This window comes from Arthrobacter sp. TJ-170 (genome assembly GCF_058269305.1).
Genome location: NZ_JBZCNL010000004.1, coordinates 84,805 through 105,810 on the forward strand (window position 1 = coordinate 84,805; position 21,006 = coordinate 105,810).

General features: G+C 64.1%; 19 protein-coding genes. 8 read left to right on the plus strand and 11 right to left on the minus strand.

Going from position 1 to position 21,006, the window contains the following annotated elements; translation table 11 throughout:
• Positions 1-2 precede the first annotated feature (2 nt).
• Positions 3-1,169: a pyruvate dehydrogenase (acetyl-transferring) E1 component subunit alpha gene (gene pdhA / locus AC4D1W_RS09100; RefSeq protein ID WP_490889892.1), complete on the minus strand. Its 1,167-nt coding sequence runs from the start codon at positions 1,167-1,169 to the stop codon at positions 3-5.
• Between the two features lie 212 nt (positions 1,170-1,381).
• Between pdhA and AC4D1W_RS09105 the strand changes: the two genes are divergently transcribed.
• Positions 1,382-1,825 (plus strand): Lrp/AsnC family transcriptional regulator, encoded by a 444-nt coding sequence (locus AC4D1W_RS09105; protein WP_490898556.1) that lies wholly within the window; start codon positions 1,382-1,384, stop codon positions 1,823-1,825.
• A 94-nt stretch (positions 1,826-1,919) separates the two neighbouring features.
• Here AC4D1W_RS09105 and AC4D1W_RS09110 read toward each other — a convergent pair whose 3' ends face one another.
• The 9 genes from AC4D1W_RS09110 to pulA form a co-directional block, all read right to left on the minus strand.
• Complete coding sequence (locus AC4D1W_RS09110; protein WP_490898558.1) at positions 1,920-2,879, minus strand: 2-hydroxyacid dehydrogenase; 960 nt, start codon at positions 2,877-2,879, stop codon at positions 1,920-1,922.
• Positions 2,876-4,075 (minus strand): pyridoxal phosphate-dependent aminotransferase, encoded by a 1,200-nt coding sequence (locus AC4D1W_RS09115; protein ID WP_490898559.1) that lies wholly within the window; start codon positions 4,073-4,075, stop codon positions 2,876-2,878. Before AC4D1W_RS09115 ends, AC4D1W_RS09110 begins: the two co-directional genes overlap by 4 nt.
• 424 nt (positions 4,076-4,499) lie before the next feature.
• A complete protein-coding gene (locus AC4D1W_RS09120) occupies positions 4,500-5,279 on the minus strand; it encodes an enoyl-CoA hydratase/isomerase family protein (RefSeq protein WP_490889898.1) in 780 nt (259 codons plus the stop codon).
• A 90-nt stretch (positions 5,280-5,369) separates the two neighbouring features.
• The gene (paaE, locus tag AC4D1W_RS09125) at positions 5,370-6,530 is read right to left on the minus strand and encodes a 1,2-phenylacetyl-CoA epoxidase subunit PaaE (RefSeq protein ID WP_490889901.1); all 1,161 of its coding nucleotides are present in this window, start codon (positions 6,528-6,530) and stop codon (positions 5,370-5,372) included.
• A complete protein-coding gene (gene paaD, locus AC4D1W_RS09130) occupies positions 6,530-7,039 on the minus strand; it encodes a 1,2-phenylacetyl-CoA epoxidase subunit PaaD (protein WP_490898560.1) in 510 nt (169 codons plus the stop codon). Before paaD ends, paaE begins: the two co-directional genes overlap by 1 nt.
• Positions 7,033-7,857: a 1,2-phenylacetyl-CoA epoxidase subunit PaaC gene (gene paaC / locus AC4D1W_RS09135; RefSeq protein ID WP_490898561.1), complete on the minus strand. Its 825-nt coding sequence runs from the start codon at positions 7,855-7,857 to the stop codon at positions 7,033-7,035. Before paaC ends, paaD begins: the two co-directional genes overlap by 7 nt.
• Positions 7,854-8,207: a 1,2-phenylacetyl-CoA epoxidase subunit PaaB gene (gene paaB / locus AC4D1W_RS09140; RefSeq protein ID WP_490898562.1), complete on the minus strand. Its 354-nt coding sequence runs from the start codon at positions 8,205-8,207 to the stop codon at positions 7,854-7,856. Before paaB ends, paaC begins: the two co-directional genes overlap by 4 nt.
• Positions 8,208-9,185, minus strand: a complete 978-nt coding sequence (paaA, locus tag AC4D1W_RS09145) for a 1,2-phenylacetyl-CoA epoxidase subunit PaaA (protein WP_490898563.1) — start codon at positions 9,183-9,185, stop codon at positions 8,208-8,210. It lies immediately after the preceding gene.
• 168 nt (positions 9,186-9,353) lie between these two features.
• Complete coding sequence (gene pulA, locus AC4D1W_RS09150) at positions 9,354-12,038, minus strand: pullulanase-type alpha-1,6-glucosidase (protein WP_490898564.1); 2,685 nt, start codon at positions 12,036-12,038, stop codon at positions 9,354-9,356.
• A 138-nt stretch (positions 12,039-12,176) separates the two neighbouring features.
• On the opposite strand from pulA, the gene AC4D1W_RS09155 reads away from it, so the two are divergent.
• The 7 genes from AC4D1W_RS09155 (at position 12,177) to AC4D1W_RS09185 (ending at position 18,781) form a co-directional block, all read left to right on the plus strand.
• Positions 12,177-14,345, plus strand: coding sequence for a S9 family peptidase (locus AC4D1W_RS09155; RefSeq protein WP_490898565.1), 2,169 nt, complete (start codon positions 12,177-12,179; stop codon positions 14,343-14,345).
• A gap of 92 nt (positions 14,346-14,437) precedes the next feature.
• A complete protein-coding gene (gene paaI, locus AC4D1W_RS09160; protein ID WP_490889913.1) occupies positions 14,438-14,926 on the plus strand; it encodes a hydroxyphenylacetyl-CoA thioesterase PaaI in 489 nt (162 codons plus the stop codon).
• Positions 14,923-16,254, plus strand: a complete 1,332-nt coding sequence (gene paaK, locus AC4D1W_RS09165; protein WP_490898566.1) for a phenylacetate--CoA ligase PaaK — start codon at positions 14,923-14,925, stop codon at positions 16,252-16,254. The genes paaI and paaK overlap by 4 nt, the downstream gene beginning before the upstream one ends.
• Positions 16,255-16,308: 54 nt before the next feature.
• Entirely contained in the window at positions 16,309-16,911 is a 603-nt protein-coding gene (locus AC4D1W_RS09170; RefSeq protein ID WP_490889916.1) for a TetR/AcrR family transcriptional regulator, read from the plus strand.
• Between the two features lie 46 nt (positions 16,912-16,957).
• Positions 16,958-17,272, plus strand: coding sequence for a DUF427 domain-containing protein (locus AC4D1W_RS09175; RefSeq protein ID WP_490889918.1), 315 nt, complete (start codon positions 16,958-16,960; stop codon positions 17,270-17,272).
• Positions 17,269-17,787, plus strand: a complete 519-nt coding sequence (locus AC4D1W_RS09180) for a DUF427 domain-containing protein (RefSeq protein WP_490889919.1) — start codon at positions 17,269-17,271, stop codon at positions 17,785-17,787. Before AC4D1W_RS09175 ends, AC4D1W_RS09180 begins: the two co-directional genes overlap by 4 nt.
• Positions 17,788-17,962: 175 nt before the next feature.
• Complete coding sequence (locus tag AC4D1W_RS09185; protein ID WP_490898567.1) at positions 17,963-18,781, plus strand: type IV toxin-antitoxin system AbiEi family antitoxin domain-containing protein; 819 nt, start codon at positions 17,963-17,965, stop codon at positions 18,779-18,781.
• A 117-nt stretch (positions 18,782-18,898) separates the two neighbouring features.
• On the opposite strand, the gene paaZ is transcribed toward AC4D1W_RS09185, so the two are convergent.
• Entirely contained in the window at positions 18,899-20,983 is a 2,085-nt protein-coding gene (gene paaZ, locus AC4D1W_RS09190) for a phenylacetic acid degradation bifunctional protein PaaZ (protein ID WP_490898568.1), read from the minus strand.
• Positions 20,984-21,006 lie beyond the last annotated feature (23 nt).

The window sequence follows — 21,006 nt, forward strand, 5'->3', positions numbered from 1 at the left end:
TGCTACGCCTCTTCCCTTGAGAGCTCCTCGGCCAGGAGCGCCGCCTGTTCGCGCAGCTGGCTCGTCTTCTCGGTGTAGACGTACTCGAACAGATCGGCCGGGTTGATCTCCGGATCCGAGTTGAGCCCGTCGCGGAGGGTGCTTGCTGTCCGTTCGGCGGCCTCAGCGATGCGCTGCTCGCCATCCGATGTGAGCAGGTTGAGGTTGCCGAGGTACGTACGCATGCGGGTGATCGGGTCCTTCGGCACCCACTGGTCGACGTCGGACTGCGAGCGGTACCTCGACGGATCATCCGCGTTGGTATGGGCCTGCATCCGGTAGGTGTGGGCCTCCACGAGAGCGGGCCCTCCGCCGTCGCGTGCGCGGTCCACAGCCTTGCCGAGCACGGACAACATGGCTGCCAGGTCATTGCCGTCCACGCGTTCACCGGGCATGCCGTAGCCGATCGCCTTGTGGGCAAGCGACGGGGCCACGGTCTGGTGCTTCAGCGGCACCGAGATGGCGTACTCGTTGTTCTGCACGAGGAACACCACCGGAACGTGGAATACGGCAGCGAAGTTCAGGGCCTCGTGGAAGTCCCCCTCGCTGGTGGCTCCGTCACCGCACAGGGCGAGCACCACCGTGTTCTCGCCGCGCAGCTTGGCTGCGTGTGCCACACCGACAGCGTGCAGCAGTTGGGTGGCAAGCGGCGTTGCCTGGGTCGCGGTCTTGTGCCTGTACGGGTCGTAGCCCGCATGCCAGTCGCCCCTCAGCAGTGTCAGCACTTCGAGGGGATCCACGCCGCGGGTGACTACCGCAACTGTGTCCCGGTATGTCGGGAAAAGCCAGTCATCCTTCTCAAGAACGACGGCGGCAGCCACCTGGCATGCCTCCTGCCCGTGTGATGAAGGGTAGACAGCCATCCGGCCCTGCCGGACCAGGGCATTGGCCTGGTCGTTGATGCGCCGGCCCACCACGAGCTTCTCGTAGGCAGCGAGGAGCGCTTCGCCGTCGGGCAGGGGGTAGCGGTCGTTGTGGACGTGTTCGCCCTCCGGGTCTACGAGTTGGACCGGTTGGGGGGACGGAAGCATGTATTCCTCCGCTGTGGGGCCCATGTCGCTGCTACGGTGCCCCGAGCGCTTCATGGATTCGCCGTACTGGTTGGCGGAGCTGCCGGTTGAAATGGTCATGCTGCCTCCTCAGCCGTCACGACCTGAGGACGGCTTCTCTGCCTGGCGTCCCCCGACGGATGGTCGGGGAACAATATCTGTTCCTCAATTATGCTTTTGCGACCAGTTTCGTATCCACAAGAACCCAATATCATGGAAGAATGGCTTCATAACGCGACTTATCGCGGACAGATTGACATTGTGAGCTGGATAACAAACAAGGGTGTAGACAGATGGCAGAGCAGTCCCTCGACGAGGTCGACCGGAAGATCCTCGCCGAACTCACCCGCGACGGCCGGCTCTCCGTTACTGCCGTTGCCGAGAACGTCCATATCTCGCGGGCACATGCCTACTCACGCATCTCCCGACTGACAGAAACCGGGGTACTGACCAAGTTCACGGCTCTGATCGACCCGATCAAGGCTGGTCTCAGGTCTTCCGCGTATGTAACCCTCAAGGTCCGCCAGCACTCCTGGCGGGAGCTGCGGGAGCAGCTGCGGGCCATCCCCGAGATTCACCACATTGCGCTGGTGGGCGGGGACTTCGATGTCATCCTGCTGGTGCGCGCCCAAGACAATGTGGATCTCCGCCGGGTCATTTTCGATCAGTTGCAGTCCATGCCGGGTGTGCTGGATACCCAGACTTTCCTCGTGTTCGAGGACATGGATACGCGCTAGGTTTGTTGCCTAACACTGCGCCGTACACTAACGAAGTACGACATTAACGAGTACGAGCCCCGTCCTTTCTGGACGGGGCTCGTACTCGTATCTGCTAGTTGATTGGGGCGGGCGGTCCTTCGCCGCTGAGCACGGCAAGGGCGTTGTCGGCGGCGAGCATCGCCATCGCGGTGCGCGTCTCCACCGTGGCGGACCCCAGATGAGGCAGGAGCACCACGTTGTCGAGCTCCAGCAGCCCGGGATGCACCCGGGGCTCGTGCTCATAGACGTCCAGGCCGGCACCCGCGATTTGTCCCTCGCGAAGCGCGGACGCGAGCGCCGCTTCGTCGACGATTGGTCCGCGCGCCGTGTTGACGAGGTACGCCGAGCTCTTCATCGCCGCCAGTTGTTCGGCACCGATCAGATGATGCGTAGCAGGCCCGTAGGGGCAATGCAGGGAAACGACATCGGAGACGGTCAGCAACTCGTCGAGATCCACCCGCCGGGCGCCCAGCTCGGCGGCGATCTCCGGATCGATCTCACTGCGCGACTGGTAGACAATCTCCATGCCGAAGGCCTTGGCCCGGCGCGCGGTCGCCTGGCCGATGCCGCCCATACCGACGACGCCCAGGGTTTTGCCGTGCAGGCTGGTGCCGAGCAGGAAGAACATCCCCCACTTCCAGGGCTGGCCGGAGCGGATGAGCCGCTCCCCCTCACCGAGCCGGCGGGTCGCCATCAGGATCAGGCCGAGCGCGATGTCGGCTGTAGCGTCCGTGAGCACACCCGGGGTGTTGGTGGCCACGACGCCCCGTTCGGTGCAGGCAGGCACGTCGATATTGTCATAGCCGACGGCGACGTTCGCGACCACCTTGAGCTGCGGGCCGGCGGCGTCGAGCAGCTCGGCGTCGATGCGTTCGGTGAGCAGGCTCACGACGGCGTCGGCGCCGGCTACGCGGCGCAGGAGCTCCTCCCGCCCAATCGCCTCCGGACCCTCCCAGGCGTCGACCTCGTGCTCGGCACGAAGCTTCTCGATGGCGGCTTCGGGTACACGTCCCGTGACGACTACCCGGCTCACGCCGTCTCGATCCACTTGCGCAGGCGGCCAAGGCCGTCGCGGATATCGGCGACGCCGATGCCCGAGTAGGCGAGCCGGATGTACTGCCGCTCTTCGCCGGGCTGACGGCGTCCGAAGTGCTCACGTGTGCAGAAGGAGACGCCGGTCTCGTGCAGTGCGGCGGAGGCGAAATCGCCGACTGCCGTGTAACCCATGCGCTGCATGACCTCGGTGACGTCGGGGAAAAGGTAGAAAGTCGACTTCGGCACGGCGACCTGCATGCCGGAGATGTCGTTCACGAGTTCGCAGGCGGCATCGCGGCGCTCCCGGAGGATGTCGAGCATCTGCTGGACGGGCTCCTGGGTGCCACGGAGCGCTTCAATGCCGGCCCACTGCACGTAGTGCGTCGTGCAAGACTCGTCGTTGGTGTTGAGTGTGCTGAGAATTTTGGCGATCTCGATCGGGGCTACTGCGCAGCCCAGACGGGATCCGGTCATGGCGAACTTCTTGCTGAACGTGTACAGGATCACGGTGCGCTCCGCCATCCCGGGGAGGGACGCGATGGAGTTCGAGACACCCTCATAGCGTGTCTCGAAGTATGCCTCGTCGGAGAGTACCCAGAGGTCGTGCTCCTGCGCGAGCTGTGCGATAGCCTCCCGCTCGGCCGACGTCGACTCAGCCGAGATGGGGTTCTGCAGGTCGTTGTAGATGATTGCGACAGTATTCGGAGTGATCGCTGCGCGCACCTGGTCGAGATCGATCGCGAAGCCCTGGCTCGTTGGCAGGTAACGGTACGGCACGGCCGTGCCGCCGAGGTACTCGATCTGCGATTCGTAGATCGGGAAGCCCGGGTTGGGATAGAGCACTTCCTGGCCGGGATTCATGACCGCCTGCAGAAACTTCGTGATCACAGGCTTGCCGCCCGTCATCACTACGACGTTGTCGGGTGCGAACTCGACACCTCGGCGGGACCCAATATCGTCGGCGAGGGCCTCGCGCAGCTGCGGGATTCCGGGGCCCGGGCAATAGCCCGTATAGCCGTCGGCAATAGCCCGGTTCATCGCCTCGACGATATGCGGGGCCGTCGGGATGTTGATGTCGCCGAGATGGAAGGGGTACACGAGGTTCCCCTTCGCCTTCCAGGCGGCCGCGGCCTGGGCGACGCTGAAGGCGGTTTCGGTGCCCAGACGTTCGAGCCGGTGCGCCAGTTGCTGCATGCTGTTTCCACTCCTCATTGAGTTAGCGATCAATCCTCCGGCGGATCCAATCTAGTATAAGACAGATATATCAGAGTGCAAGTTAAGATATACGGGTAAGCTTAGAGACGGTGGGAAACCGGGCTGGCTTCGGGAATCGAGCAAACCGGTCATCAGTTGGTCCCGGGCATGAAGACAGGCCCGGTTTCCGGACGTCTCTGGTGCTGAAGAAGAGGTGTGGCCGAGGTGTCCGCCGTACTGTAGGTGACATCCCGTTCTGAATGTCACCGTCCCCCATGAGGCCCCCCGACAGACTCCCCGGCCACAAGTCCTAGTAAATGCCACGAAATGACGAATGGGGCCAGTTCTGCGCAGATTACGCAGTATTGAGTTCAAACCGTTGCGTAAGTGGTTGCTTCCGTGTAATAAACACGGCACCTTTGCATCAGCCCCTGAAGATCGGCGGGCGTTTCTCCTGGAAGGCCCGAAATCCCTCGGCGTAATCGGTGCTCCTGCACAGTTCACCCTGGGCAGCGTTTTCGTCAGTCACTGATTCCCACAGGCCAAGCCTCCGGTCCCGGATCGATGCCACCAGATTCTTCGACGCCCGGAATGCTCCCGTGGCGCCTTCCGCGACACGCTCGACGGCGGACCTTGTGGACGGGAGCAGTTCCCCGGCCGGGAAGACCCTGCTGAAGAGTCCACCTGCGACCGCGTCCGCGCCGGTCATCAGGTCTGCGGTGTATATGAGGTCGAGCGTGCGGTGCGCACCCAACCGCTCAGTGAACAGCCAGTGCCCGCCGGAATCCAGTGTTGCGCCGAGCTTCGCGAATGGGGAACCGATTTTCGCGGAGTCGGCCACGTAGACAACGTCCGTCGCGATAAGGAGCCCAAGCCCCACCCCGAGGCACGCACCCTGTGCGGCCGCGAAGGTGGGCGCAGGAAAAGCTGACATCTTCTTCAGCAGCGGGGTGACCAGACCGTCCAGGTAGGCGACGGCGTCGTCAGTTTCGGGCTCGACGCCGGCAATGTCCCGTCCCGCGCAGAACGCCCGGCCCTCGCCGCGCAGCAGCAGGGCACGGACCCGGCCATCCGCTGCAGCGGAGGCAGCGTCGTCGTACGCATCAGACAGCTCGGCGAGCGCCTCCTCGTTGAGGGAATTGAGCTTCTCCGGCGCGTTGAGGACAATCTCGGCGACGTTGCCGTCGATGGTCAGGCTGATCATGCAATCGCTCCTCGATCTCTAGAGTTTTTGTCGCCTATGTGCTGTCATGAGCGTGCGTAAACAGCAGATAGGCGACGAAAACTTCGGTGGTCAGGCGTCGTAGTCGACGGTGACTTCAGGGCTCGTGGGCCGCGACTGGCACGTCAGCACATAGCCGTTTGCCAGTTCATCCGGCTCCAGTGCGTAGTTCTCTTCCATGTCCACGGTCCCGCTGACCACCTTGGCACGGCATGTACCGCACACGCCGCCGGCACACGCGAAGGGCACATCGGGGCGGACGCGCAACGCCGCGTTGAGGATTGACTCGCGCGCGTGGGTCGGGCTGGACACCGTGCCCTGGAGTCCGTCGAGGTTGAAGTTGATGGAGTAGCTGTCCTCGCTGCCGTCGTCCTTCACCGGACGGCCGATCTGGCCTTCGGGCTTGGTCGGCTCACCCGTGGTGAACAGTTCGAACCGCACCTTCTCCGGCGCAACTCCCCGTTCGGCGAGGGTGTCGCGGCACAGCTGAACCAGTTCGAAGGGCCCGCAGAGGAACCACTCGTCCACCTCGTCGGTACGGATCACCTTCGTGAGCATGGTCTGCAGCTTCTCGGCGTCGATGCGTCCGCTCAAAAGCGGCGAGATGCGCTGTTCGCGGGACAGCACGTGGTGCAGCGCAAACCGGGCGGGATACCGGTCCTTCAGGTCAGCCAGCTCCTCCAGGAACATGACGTCCATTGAGGCCCTGTTGGCGTAGATGAGATCGAAGCGAACCGCCGGGTCGGCGGCGAGCACCGAGCGCGCGATGGCGATCACGGGTGTGATGCCCGAGCCGGCGGCCACTGCGACAAACGAATGCTCGGTCGTGGTGTCTATGCTCCCGGGGTCGTTGAGCCCGGTCATGGGGTGCTTCGAGATGAATTGGCCCATGGGGCTCATCACGTCGAGCTTGTCCCCTGCCCTGAGGAACTCATTCGCCCAGGTGGAAAAGGTACCGCCGAGGTCCTTCTTGATGGCGACCCGGATCTCACCGGGTTTAGGTTCGGCACAGATGGAGTAGCTGCGACGCACCTCCTTCGGCTCACCGTCGATGTCCATCGTCGTTCTCAGCGCCACGTACTGCCCGGGCAGGTAATCAAAGCGGCCGGCCAACTCCTCGGGAACCGCGAAGGTCACCTCGATGGCGTCTTCGGTGAGGCGCCGTACCTCTGCAACCGTCAGTTCGTGGAAGGCGGTTCGCCGTTTGGTGGACGGTGCCAGTTTCACTGCCATTAGTGGACCTTGAAGTAGTCAAAGGGTTCCCGGCAGTCCTGGCAGACGTAGAGCGCCTTGCAGGACGTGGAACCGAAACGGGTGAGCTCGCGGGTATTAAGGGAGGAGCACTGCGGGCATTTGACGCTCAGGCCAAGCCTCACTTTTCCGGCGGCGGCCTTGCCCGTGGGCGGAGCGATTCCGTACTCCTCAAGCTTCGCCTTGCCCGCCGCGCTCATCCAGTCGGTTGTCCAGGCCGGCGAGAGCACCAGGTTCACGCGCACGTCGCTGAAGCCCTGCGCGTCGAGAGCAGTAATGATGTCGTCGCGGATCGCATCCATGGCCGGGCACCCCGAATAAGTGGGGGTGATGGTGACAGTGATGACGCCGTCGTCGTCTATTGTGACCGCTCGCAGGACACCGAGGTCCTCGATGGTGAGCACGGGGATCTCGGGATCCGCAACGGTTGCGGCGATCCCCCACACAGTCGCCTGGAGGGCGCTCCTGGATGGATGCAGTGTGGTCACCATGTCGCTCCCGGATGTTCGCGGGCCAGGACCTGCAGCTCGGCCAGGATATAGCCCAGGTACTCACTGTGGCGGCCGTAGCGGCCGCCGCCTGTCGCGGCGGGAACGTCCGGCACCTCGAGCTCCGCCTCGGCGAAGAGTGATTCGATCTCGGCGTCGAAAGCGGCACGGAGGGCGGAGGGGCGGACCGCGACCCCGTCGAGCCCGTTCACGAGGTCGTCATCCTCGAACAGCTCGCCGACGTACGGCCAGGTGAGGAGAAGTCCTTCGATCATGCGTCGGCGGGATTCGTCGGTTCCCAACGCGAGGCGGAGCACCCACTGGCGGGCATGGTCGCGGTGGTAATCCACTTCCTTCACGGCTTTGGCGGCAATGGCGGAAAGGGTGGCGTCAGCCGAATTCACCAACTGGGAGTACAACTCGAACTGATACTGCGAAATCACCAGCTGACGCGCGATTGTCCGAGCGAAGTCTCCGTTGGGTTGCTCCACCAGATGAGCTGAGCGGAACTCGTCTTCCCCGCGGAAGTATGCAAGATCATCCTCGGTTTTGTCCCACGCATGCCCGGCGTAGGCGAGGAAAGAGCGTGCGTGTCCGATCTGGTCCAGCGCGATATTGCCCAGCGCCACATCTTCTTCAAGCTCCGGTGCCCGCGAAATCCACCAGCCCAGTCGCTGGGCGAGAATGAGTGCATCATCGCCGAGGCGCATCGCGTACTCCGCCACGGCCCCGCTGGGCCGGACGTTGGAGGCCGCAATGTCCTCCGGTCGGAGAGCGTTACCCGGAGTGATGCGGGTGGCGCTCGCATTTGACTCGCTCACAGGTGCTTCACTCCCTCGCTCTTGGTGTAGTAGGTGGCGTGGCGGTAGTCCTTGCCCTGCGGAGACTCGAAGAATTGGCCCTTCGCATCCGGGTCGCTGGAAACAACGGCCGATGCCGGCACCACCCAGAGGCTCACTCCCTCATTGCGCCGGGTGTACAGATCGCGGGCGTTGCGGACGGCCATGTCGGCGTCGGGCGCGTGCAGCGAACCCGCATGGACGTGGCTGAGACCCCGCGAGGACCGGACGAACACTTCCCACAGCGGCCACGGTTCGGCCGTCGGGTGACCCGGCTGCTCGGCGCTGGGGGCCTTGGCGCCGTCGTCGCCCGTTTGTGATCCGCTGACCATTTATGCCGCCTCTTTCTCTTCGTTGCGCTTGGCGGCCTGCTTCGCGGCGTAGGCTGCAGCGGCCTCGCGAACCCAGGCACCGCCGTCGTGAGCTTCCCGACGGCGCTCCATGCGCTGGGCGTTACATGGTCCGCGACCGGCGAGGACCTCCTTGAACTCGTTCCAGTCCAGCGGGCCGTGCTCCCAGGTGCGGGTTTCCTCGTTGTAGCGGATCTGGTCATCCGGCAGGCTGAGCCCGAGGGTCCTGACCTGCTCGACGATCATGCCGACGAAGCGCGAGCGCAACTCGTCGTTGGAGAACCGCTTGATGTTCCAGGCCATGGACTGCCTGGAGTTCGGAGAATCCTCATCCGGAGGTCCGAACATCATGAGGCTCGGCGCATACCAGCGGTTCACGGCGTCCTGTGCCATCTGCTTCTGGGCCGGCGTTCCGTTCGCGAGCTCCAGCAGGATCTCGAAGCCCTGGCGCTGGTGGAATGATTCTTCCTTGCAGATCCGCACCATGGCGCGTCCGTACGGCCCGTAGGATGCACGGCACAGCGGGACCTGGTTGGCGATCGCTGCGCCGTCGACCAGCCAGCCGATAGCACCCATGTCAGCCCAGGTGCGTGCCGGGTAGTTGAAGATGCTTGAGTAGCGCGCTTTGCCGGCGATGAGGTCCGCCATCATCGAATCGCGTGTGGTGCCGAGGGTCTCTGCAGCCGAGTAAAGGTAGAGCCCGTGCCCGGCTTCGTCCTGGACCTTCGCCATGAGGATGGCCTTGCGCTTCAGGCTGGGTGCACGGGTGATCCAGTTGGCCTCCGGCTGCATGCCGATGATTTCCGAGTGCGCGTGCTGGGAGATCTGGCGGGTGAGGGTCTTGCGGTAAGCCTCGGGCATCCAGTCACGTGGCTCGATGCGCGAGTCCTCGGCGATCAGCCGGTCGAACTGTTCCTGCTCCGCTGTCTTCTCCTGCGGAGCGTCAGTCACGGTTGTCATGATGGTCACCTCACTGTGCGAGGCCGGCTGAAGTGCCGACCCGAAATAATTACCGACCGTTCGTTCAGGATATCGGCGCGGGGAGTTCAGAGTCAACACCACTGGGCGTCGTGGACGCGCAAAAGGTCGGAACAGCGGGCGCTGTTCAGGCCCTCTGTCGACCAGCTTCTACTTCGCTTCGAACACCGCAACCGTAAGCGGCGGGACAGTGAAGCTGCCCGTCGACGGGTCGAACGTCGCACGCTTCACGACCTCATCCGAGCCGGTCAACTGAACCGGGTGCAGCCCGAAGGCCTGCGCCGCAACCGCAGGAACGGTCTGGGTGGTTTCCGTGGCCGACGCGTTGAAAACAACGACGACGCCGCTCCGCTCCCTGTCCACATCCGGTCCGGCTGTGTCATCGATATGCATCACGATCACGCCCGGGGTCTGGTGCGGACCACCGGTTGGGAAGGACATCTTCTGCTGGATCAGTTCGGCGGTGCCGAGGTGGAACAGCGGCGTGCTCTTGCGGATCTCGAGGAGCGACAGTACCTGGTCCCGGGCTTCAGCGATGTCCGCCGGAGCGGGCTTGAGCGCAGGGTCCGCCAGCAGGGGCTGCATGAACCCGTACTTGTCGGCGTTGTCCTGGCGCGGCGGCAGTCCACGGGCGAAGCCGTTCTCCGTTCCGGTGTGGTCCAGGAGGTTGAACCAGTCACCGGAGTCGTAGCTGTTGCGGTCCAGGGACTTGCTGCGCAGCGCCTCTCCCCCGGCGTGCCAGAAGGAAACACCCTGTCCGAAGGCGGTGGTACTGAGCGAGAGGGTCTGGAAGCGGATCCGCTCGGCCATCGAAGTTCCCGGGGCCAGCTTGAAGGCGAGGCTGTCGAACAGCGTCTCGTTGTCGTGGGCCTCGACGTAGGTGACGGCCTCCTGCGGGTCGGCCGTGTATCCGGCAGCGCTGCCGTTCGAGTCGACGTCTCCGCCCGTGACCTGAGCCCCGGTGCGGTCTGTGAAGGTGTAGTCCCGCAGGTTCCCGGTGAGCCCGACCTTGATCTGGTCCTGGTTCAGCAGCAGACGGGCGAGCTGTTCCTCAGGTGTGCCGTTCACCTCCGCACCGTTCGGATGGGTCCAGAGCCCGGAACCGAAGCCCTGCACGCGCGGGTCCTCGTCGAAGGGTCCGCCGCCGCGCACTGCGTCGCGGAGCCTGTCATTGAAGGTTCCGATGCCGGTGCCTGCCATGTTCGCCTGGGTTGCCTGCTCGAACCGCGCGTTGCCTGCCACCTCACCGAAGTTCCAGCCTTCGCCGTATACATAGATGCTCTTGCCGTCGACGCCATCGCGCTCGAGGTTCAGCTCGTCAAGGGCAGCACGCACATCCAGCATGTTCTGTTTGCTGTGGTGGCCCATCAGGTCAAAACGGAATCCGTCCAGCTTGTAGGCGCGCGCGAGGGTCACCAACGAATCCACCATGAGCTTGCCCATCATGGCATTCTCGGTGGCGGTGTTGGGGCAGCAGGTCGACGTCTCAACGGCCCCACTGATCGGGTCTAACCGATGGTAGTAACCCGGGATGATGCGGTCCAGGTTGTTGCTCGATTGCTGGCCGGCGCCGGCGGTGTGGTTGTAGACCACGTCCTGGATCACGCGGAGCCCTGCGCTGTTCAGGCCAGCCACCATCTCGCGGAACTCGCAGATGCGGGTGGCGTCGTCGGGATTGGTGGAGTAGGAGCCCTCCGGCGTGGTGTAGTGCAGCGGATCGTAGCCCCAGTTGAAGCCGTCCCTGCCCGCGACGGCCGAGATGCAGGCCTGCTGCCCGTCGCTGTCGGCAGCGAAGCTCGCAAGATCGCACTGCGGCTGTGCCTGTGCGTGCCGGCGCTCCTCAATGGTTGCGATGTCGTTCACCGGCAGGAGATGGACGGCGTTGAGGCCGGCGTCCGCGAGTTCCGTCAGCCGCTTCATCCCGTCGCTGCCCCTTTCGGCGAAGGCCGCATAGGTGCCGCGGCGCTCCGCGGGAACCGTGGCGTCGCTGATCGAGAAGTCCCGCACGTGCAGTTCGTAGATCGACAGGTCTACTGGCCCGGCCAGGGCGGGTTTCTCCAGGGATTCCCAGCCCGGGGGTGCCAGCTCCGCATCGTCCAGGTTGACGATCAGGCTGCGTTCGGAGTTCGTGGACAGGCCCACACTGTAGGGATCGGTGACGAGGTTGCGCTCCACCTTGCCGGTTTCCGGTACGTAGACCTGAACCTCGTAGAGGAAGTAGGCATCCTTCCAGTCCTTCTCGCCGAGAAGGGTCCAGACGCCGTCGTTTCCTTCCTTCAGGGAAACAGTAGCCACAGGCTCACCGCCGGATCCTTCCCGGTACACGTGGAGGCTTACCCGGCGGGCAGTCGGCGCCCACAGGGCGAAGCGGGGGCGCCGCCCCTTCCAGCTGAGGCCAAGCGAGCGGTTGGCGGCATTCCGGTAGAGAGAATCGAGAACTCGGGGAACCTGCACGCCGGTCGCCTGCAGCACCGACCCGTCCGTACCGATTTGGACGGCGAGCAGCTCACCCTTCAGCAGGTGCTTTGCCTGCCGTGCACCCTTCTTCGGAAGGGTCAATGTATCGAAGGATCTCAGGTGTGGGGACGCGGCCGCCAACTCCGGGTCGAGGACATCGGAGCTGCGTTCCAGATCAAGGTAGTCGCCGCCCGCGACAACTCTGTCCACGATGTCAAGGCCACCGTCGGGTGAGTGGTAGAGGCGGTAAGAGGCGCCTTCGGGGGCATCCGGGAGGTCCCAGGCCAGCACACCCGGCCCCAGCCAGTGGGCAGCAGCACCGGAGACCAGGAACTCGGCAACGTCGCTCCTGACCACGGGCCCTCCCTGCGAAGTCATGACCATATCGGCTCCCCCTGCCGCGCCGCCGTCGCCGTGGTTACGGCCCAGTTCCCGTTGAGCGCCGCCCTGTCAGCGTAATCCCGCGGGCGGAACTTCAACCAGCTGACGCGCCCGTCCCTCTGGCAGGATGGTGCCATGACTTTCACCCCTCCCGTTGCCAAGAAGGTTCCAACCGAACGCACCCACCACGGCGACACCGTGATCGACCCTTACGAATGGTTGCGCGCCAAGGAGACCCCGGAGGTCGTTGAGCACCTCAAGGCCGAGAACGCGTACACCGAGGCCGTGACTGCCGGGCAGGAAGATTTGCGCCAGGACATCTTCAACGAGATCAAGAACCGTACCCAGGAAACTGACCTCTCCGTCCCCGCCCGCAAAAAGGACTGGTGGTACTACTCCCGCACCGAAGAGGGAAAGCAGTACAGCATCCACTGCCGGGTACGCGCGACGGACACCGGCGACGTCGCCCTGGACTGGACACCGCCCGAGGTCGTGCCGGGACGGCCCGTCGAGGGTGAGCAAGTGCTGCTCGACGGCAACACCGAGGCGGAGGGCAAGCCCTTCTTCTCGCTCGGCGGACTCTCCGTGAGTGAGGACGGCAACCTGCTGGCTTTCAGCGTGGACAACGCCGGGGATGAGCGCTTCACCCTGAGGCTGAAGGACCTCCGCACCGGGGAGCTGTTGCCCGATGTGATTCCCAACGTCTTCTACGGCGTGGCCTTCTCCCCGGACGCATCCCAGGTGTTCTACACCGTCGTCGATGACAGCTGGCGCCCCTACCAGGTGAGATCGCACCGTCTTGGCACCGCCGTCGAACAGGACGTCCTGGTGTACCAGGAGGACGACGTCGCGATGTGGACCGGCTTCGACCTTTCCGCCGACCGCACGCAGCTCCTCATCGGCATCGGCTGCTCGGAGTACAGCGAGTACCGCGTACTGGACCTCGAGAACCAGGGAGCCGGACTCACCACCCTGATCCCGCGTTCCGAACGCGTTCTTTATGAGCCTGAGCCCCTGCACATCGAGGGCCGCCTCCACTACCTGCTGACCCATGACCACCGCGCGAAGAATTCGATGGTGAGCCTCGTTCCCGCGGAGCAGTTCGAGCGCCCGCTCGCAGAGCAGGAGTGGCGGACCGTAGTGGGGCACGACGACGCCGTCCGCGTCCACGGCGCCACCGTCACCGCCACGCATGTGCTGGTTTCAGTGCGGAAGGACACCACCATGCGCGTGCAGATCCTGCCGCGCGAAGGCCTCGGCACACCCGCCCAGCCGTTGCTGACAGAGCCCACCTTCGATGAATCGCTATACACCTGCAACCTCGCCGGCGCCGAGTTCGAATCTCCCGTGATCCGGCTTTCCTACGCCTCATATTTCACGCCGCCGCGCGTGTATGACTACCTGCTCGACGGCGGTGTCCTGACCCTGCGCAAAGAGACGGAGGTGCGCGGCGGCTACCGGTCCGAGGAGTACGTCGCCGAGCGCCAGTGGGCTACCGCGGCGGACGGAACGCAGATTCCGCTGTCCGTGCTTCGCCGTCGTGACCTCCAGCAGGACGGCACCAACCCCGCCGTCGTCTATGCCTACGGCAGCTATGAAATCAGCATGGATCCGGGGTTCTCCATTTCACGCCTGTCGGTGCTCGACCGGGGGATCATCTTCGTCGTCGCGCATATCCGTGGCGGCGGCGAGATGGGGCGCACCTGGTACGAGGGCGGAAAGAAGCTCGCAAAGAAGAACACCTTCACGGATTTCGTGGACGCCACCACGTATCTGGCCGAGTCCGGATGGGTGGACCCGAACCGGATCGCCGCGATCGGCGGTTCCGCCGGTGGACTCCTGATGGGTGCGGTGGCCAACCTGGCTCCCGAGAAGTACTGCGCAATCGTCGCGCAGGTTCCGTTCGTCGACGCCCTGACGACGATTCTGGATCCGGAACTTCCGCTCTCGGCGCTGGAGTGGGAGGAGTGGGGCAACCCCATTACCGACCCCGACGTCTACCGGTACATGAAGGAATACACGCCGTACGAGAACATCCGCGAGACGGCGTACCCGCGAATTGCCGCTGTGACGAGCTTCAATGACACCCGGGTGCTGTACGTGGAGCCAGCCAAGTGGGTGGCGAGGCTGCGCGAGCTCACGACCGGCAGCGAATCCATTGTGCTCAAGACCGAGATGGACGGCGGCCATGGCGGCGCCAGCGGGCGGTATGAGCAGTGGAAGGACGTCGCCTGGGACTACGCGTTCGTCGCGGACGCCCTCGGCGCCACGAAGGTGCTTTCGCAGGCCGGCGTGGCGGGCTAGTTTCAGGTTTACGGCCCTTCATCTGCTTGACAGTGGAGGCCCTCGAGGTATTACCTAATGAACGATCGGTAAATAAATCTCGAGAGGCCTCCATGAAGGACACTGACGTCCGCCCTGTTCACCCCATGCTGGAGAAGGACTACGCCTCTCACTGGCTCGGCATCGAGGTGCTGCGCCTTGCCGACGGGCACGCCACCACCACCATGCGTGTGCGTGAAGAAATGCTCAACGGCTTCGGCATCGCCCACGGCGGAATGATCTTCGCCTTCGCCGACACGGCGTTCGCTCTTGCCTGCAACCCCATTGGTGAGACCGACACCATCACTGTCGCCTCCGGCGTCGACATCAATTTCCTGTCTTCGGCGATGCCCGGCGAACGCCTCACTGCGGTGGCGGACAGAAGTGCCGGCGCGGGGCGCAGCGGCGTCTTTGACATCACCATAACGGCAACCGATGAGGGCGGTGCCCCCGACAGCGAACGCCTCGTCGCGCTGTTCCGTGGTCGCTCCCGCACCGTCCCGAACCGCCGCAATCAGAACCTGCCCCAGTCGGAAGACGCGTCCGGAACGAGGAAAGCATGACCACCACGGCCATCAAGGCAACCGCAGCGGAAGCAGCCACCTGGGATCCCGAGGAGAATTACGACCGGGGTCGGATCGAGGAACTCCAGCTTGAGCGGCTGCAGTGGACGGTCAGGTACGCCTACGAGAATGTGGACCTTTACCGTCACAAGTTCGACGACGCCGGCGTGCACCCCACTGATCTACGCGAGCTCTCGGACCTCGCCAAATTCCCTTACACCACCAAAGAAGACCTTCGGCAGACCTACCCGTTTGGAATGTTTGCTGTCCCCCAGGACCGGGTGGCGCGGATCCACGCGTCCTCCGGCACAACCGGGCGGCCCACCGTGGTCGGCTACACAACCGGGGACCTGGACCGGTGGGCGTCACTCGTGGCGCGGTGCCTGCGTGCAAGCGGCGTGAAGAAGGGGCACAAGGTTCACAACGCGTACGGCTACGGGCTGTTCACCGGCGGTCTTGGAGCTCATGCCGGTGCGGAAAGGCTCGGCTGCACCGTGATCCCCATTTCGGGCGGACAGACCGAACGTCAGGTGCAGCTCATTCGGGACTTCGAACCGGACGCAATCCTCAGTACTCCGACCTATCTGCTGACCATCCTTGACGCAATGGTCGCTGCCGGCATCGATCCGCAGAGCACCTCGCTGAAGACCGCCGTGCTGGGCGCCGAGCCCTGGACCAACCAGATGCGTCAGGAGCTCGAACATCGGATGGGCTTCGACGCCTGTGACATCTATGGGCTGTCCGAGGTGATGGGCCCCGGCGTCGCGGGTGAATGCGTTGAGACCAAGGACGGCTCCCACATCTGGGAAGATCACTTCCGCCCTGAGATCATTGACCCCTTCACCGACACAGTGCTCGACGACGGCCAGTTCGGGGAGCTCGTGTTCACCTCGCTCACCAAGGAGGCACTGCCGATCATCCGTTACCGCACGCATGATCTGACCCGCCTGCTGCCGGGCACCGCACGCCCGGGCATGCGGCGCATGGACCGCATCACGGGGCGCAGCGACGACATGATCATTCTGCGCGGCGTGAATCTCTTCCCCACGCAGATCGAGGAGATCGCACTGCGCATACCGGCGCTGAGCCCGCACTTCCAGCTTGAGCTCACACGCCCTGAGGGCCAGCGCATGGACCAGATGACCGTCCGGATCGAGCCGCGCGAGGGTGTCAGCGCCGATGAAGCTGAGGCGGCGGCATCCCAGCTCAGCGAACAGATCAAGATTCACATCGGTTCAAGCTGCGCCGTGTCGGTCGTGGAGAGCGGATCGCTGGCGCGCTCAAGCGGCAAGCTCAAGCGGATCTACGACCTGCGGCCGAAGGCGTAACAGCGTGACACCCGTTAGCTCATCTGACCGAACGTTCATGCGAAAATAGCGCGTATGCCCAGCCCACAGGCCGCTACCCGCCGCGGACGCCCCGGATATGACCAGCAGACCGTCCTTAACATCGCCGTCGACGTTTTCAACCGGCATGGTTATGAGGCCACGTCCATGGGGGTCCTCGCGGAGAACCTGGGCATCAGCAAGTCGGCGATTTACCATCACGTGCCGTCGAAGGGTGACCTGTTACGGCTTGCCCTGGACCACGCACTCGGCGGACTCGAGGCTGTACTGACCCAAGCGGAAGCAACCTCCGGCAAGGCGGATCAGCGGCTCGAGTACGTGCTGCGCGGCACCATCGCAGTGCTGACCGAGCGCCTGCCCTTCGTGACGCTCCTGCTGCGGTTACGCGGCAATACGGAGGTTGAGCGCGAAGCCCTTGAGCGCCGTCGTACGTTTGACCGGCAGGTCGCCGCACTTGTTGAGGCTGCCCGCTCCGAGGGCTCCATCCGCAGGGACATCGACCCGCGCACCACCACGAGGCTGCTGTTCGGCACCATCAACTCGGTGGTCGAGTGGTACAAGCCTGGCGGCCCGTTGACTCCCGAAAAACTTGCCGACGACGTCATCGCCATGGTGTTTGAGGGCCTCCACCACGCCTGACGTCTTCGGTCTTGACTGATCCCCGCCCTGAGCGGACCCTGATCCTATGAGCACCAAGCTCTCCGACACGATGCTGGGTCTGCTTTCCGAACTTCGCTACGAGCCCACCCTCAAACGAGTTCGTGGTGACCTCGACGGCACTTCGGTCGTCGACACCCGCCGTGCGCTGCTTGTGTGGGAGCCGAAGCGGGTCACCCCGATTTTCGCGGTGCCGGAGGAGGACGTGCGGGCGGAACTGTCTCCCCCGAATGCGGAGCAGCCGGTCGGCGAGGAGTACCCCGTGGCCATCATGCTGGAGGGTCCGCCAGTCCTGGACCCCGCACGCCCTTCAGCCGGCACACGACAACCGGCACCCCGTTGACCGTCACGGCGGGCAACTCCTCCCGGCCCAATGCTGCCTTCCGCCCGGACGACGCTTCACTCGCTGGTTACATCCTGCTCGACTTCGATGCGCTGGACTGGCGTGAGGACGATGAATCGATCATCGGACATCCACGAGACCCGTTCCGCCGCATCGACATTCGCCGTTCGTCCGAACAGGTCACGGTGCGGATGGGAGGCACCACACTCGCCGAGACGTCACGCGCCGCCCTGCTGTATGAAACGTTCCTGCCCCCTCGTCTGTACATCCCGCCCGAGGACGTGCGGTTCGATGTGCTTGAGCCAAGCGCGACCCGGACGGTGTGCCCCTACAAGGGCGAAGCGAGTTATTTCTCCTACGCGGAGTCGCCGAAGGGCAGGGACATCGCCTGGCAGTACGACTCACGTTTCCCGGATGCCAACCAGATCCATGGCCTAGTGTGCTTCTTCAACGAGCGGGTGGACCTGCTGGTCGACGGCGCACAGCAAGACAAGCCCGTCACGCCCTGGTCCTAGCCTGCCGGCTGCGCCCACCTCCATCGGGATATCCCACCGAACCGGGTAGGTCAGTGGGATTATCCGGACTATCCCACTGAGGCCTTCAGCTCGGCGGGATATCCCAGCGGGAGCCTTATCCACATAGCGATATTCCCCCGACCGCGCGCGCGAGGTGGCCGCGAGCATGGTGGGCATGGACATCGTGAAAATGGTCGCTGAACGAGGCGGAGTGGCCCGGCGGCGAGATTTGGAGAGGGCTGGTTTCAGCGGGCACGAGATCCTCGCAGCGCTGCGAGACGAACGCCTCTTCCGTCCCGTCCGTGGCGTGTACGCCGTACCCGATGCTGACCCCGTACTTCTTGCGGCCACCTGTGCCATGACCGAATTAGCGTGCATTAGTGCTGCGGAGCGTCTGGGATTATGGGTTCTCACCAAACCACGCTCCATTCACGTCAGCGTCGATCATGGACGACCTGTGCAGGGCAACTTCCTGGTTCATCGCTCAGGCATCCGGCTTACGCCGCTCGATATTTGCCTGCAATGCATGAGGTGCCTTCCTGAGCTCGAGGCCCTGTGCATTGTTGAATCAGCGGTGATCAAGCGGCTTGTCACTCTTGAGCAGTTGCGCAACCGTACGGGCGGAGTGCGGGATCGAAATCTGCGAAGAATCGTGCATCTCGTAGACCCGCACTCGCAATCGATCATCGAAACTGCCGCCAGGTACCATTTGAGGGCCGCGGGACTGTCCGTCCAGACGCAGGTTTACGTGAAGGGCGTCGGCCGGCTGGACCTCTTCGTCGAGGGAGTCCTCGGAATTGAAGCTGACGGTAGGAAGCACCACAGCGATGCCGCTGATTTTGAGGAAGACCGGCGACGCGGAAACACGCTGACGCTGAACGGCACTCCCCTGCTCCGGGCCACTTATCAGCTCATCGTGGATCGGCCGAACGAATTCGTTCGGCTGGTTCAGCAAGCAGTCGCGAGGTACCGTCCCGCTGAACTCGCGGGTTGAGTGGGAATATCCGGACTATCCCACCGAACACGCGAGTACGGTGGGATATCCCGGTGGACCGTCGAGGTGGAGTGTCGAGGTGGGCGGGCGGGGCTGGACGCGAGCAGAGACCTGGAGTTACTTCTCCACGAGGGTCAGGACGTCGTAGGTGGCCACGATCTCGTCGTCCTGGTTCGTGAGTACCGCGTCCCAGGCCACCTCGCCGTATTCCTCATCCTCGCGCGGCGTGATGCGCTTCGCCGTCAGCGTCACGCGGATGGAGTCGCCAGCCGCAACGGGCGTGAGGAACCGCAGGTTTTCGAGACCATAGTTCGCTAGAACAGGCCCCGGCGCAGGCTCAACGAACAGCCCTGCACCCCACGAGAGCAGCAGGTATCCGTGCGCCACAATGCCCGGGAAGAACGGATTGGCAGCCGCGGCTTCCTCGTTGGTGTGGGCGTAGAACTTGTCACCCGTGCTGTTGGCGAAGACCGTGATGTCCTCAAGGGTTACCTGACGCAGGTCGGACCGTACCGCATCGCCGATGCGCAGCGTCGCGAGGTTCTTCCGGAACGGATGTTCCTCATCGAAGTTACGGTCAGCACCGGTATGCCAGACGCCGGTGATCGCGGTCAGCATGTTCGGCGAACCCTGCAGGGCTGTGCGCTGCATGTGGTGCAGTACGGACCGGATACCGCCGAGCTCCTCGCCGCCACCGGCGCGGCCCGGCCCGCCATGCACCAGGTGCGGAACGGGTGAGCCGTGCCCGGTTGATGACCGCGCATCCTCACGGTTCAGCAGAAGGACGCGGCCATGGTGGGCGGCGATACCGGTCACCAGCTCGCGGGCAGTGGACGGATCATTCGTGCAGACCGTCGCCACGAGCGAACCCTCCCCCATGGCGGCCAGACGAACGGCGTGGGCGACGTCGTCGTACCCCACCACCGAGGCGACGGGACCAAATGCCTCCACCGTATGAAGCTCCACGGCGTCCGCGTTCTCCCAGGTCAGAAGAACCGGAGCCATGAACGCGCCTTCCTCAGCGACATCCACAGTGCCGTCAGCGTGTGTGACACGGGGAGAGTCGAGCGTTCCGTACGCGAGCTCACCGCCGGCTGCAAGCATCGATTCGACGGCCTCGCGGACACCCCGCAGCTGCTCCACCGACGCGAGCGCGCCCATGGTGACACCCTCAGCGCGCGGATCGCCGAGCGTGACGCGCTGCTCGATGCGGTCGCGGGCGGCAGCAACGACGTCGTTCACCAGCGCCTTCGGAACCAGCGTTCGGCGGATGCTGGTGCACTTCTGGCCTGCCTTGACGGTTATTTCCGTAACGAGGGACTTGATGAAGGCGTCGAACTCGGGCGTGCCCGGCACTGCGTCCTCACCGAGGATCGCCGCATTGAGCGAGTCAGTTTCGGACGAGAAGCGTACGCCGCCGGTCGTCACATTCTCGTGGGACTTCAGCTTGTTCGCCGTGGACGCGGAACCCGTGAACAACACCAGGTCGCGGTAATCGAGGTGATCGAGAACGTCGCGGGCAGGGCCGGAGATGAGCTGCAGCGAGCCCGCCGGAAGGATGTTCGACTCGATGATGAGCTTCACGACGGCGGCCGTGAGATAACCGGTCGGCGTCGCGGGCTTCACGATGGTGGGCACACCGGCTAGGAACGCCGGCGCGAGCTTCTCAAGCATCCCCCAGACCGGGAAGTTGAAGGCGTTGATCTGGACGGCTACCCCGGGGATGCGGGTGTAGATGTGCTCCCCGATGAAGGAACCGTCCTTCGACAACACCTCCACCGGCCCGTCGATAACAACCTGCGAGTTGGGCAGCTCCCGCCGGCCCTTGGAACCGAAGGTGAACAGGACTCCGATACCGCCGTCGATATCCACCATCGAGTCGATCTTCGTTGCGCCGGTCCGGGCAGAGAGCTCATAGAGCTGCTCACGACGGTCGTTCAGGAACTGGGCCAGCGCCTTGAGCTTCAGTGCACGCTGGTGGAATGTGAACTCCCCCAGCTCGCCCTGCCCGGTGGTTCGGGCGTAGTTGACGACGTCGGCAACGTCCAGCCCGCTCGTGCTCACCAGGGCAAGCAGTTCGCCGGTGCTGGCATCCCGTACTTCGGCGGCGTTGTCCTCGGACAACGTGTGCTGGTCAGGGGTCCACCAGGCGTCGCGGATGAAGCTGGGGACAATGTCCACGCTGAGGGCGGTCGAAGTCATCGTTGACCTTTCGCGTTCGGAAG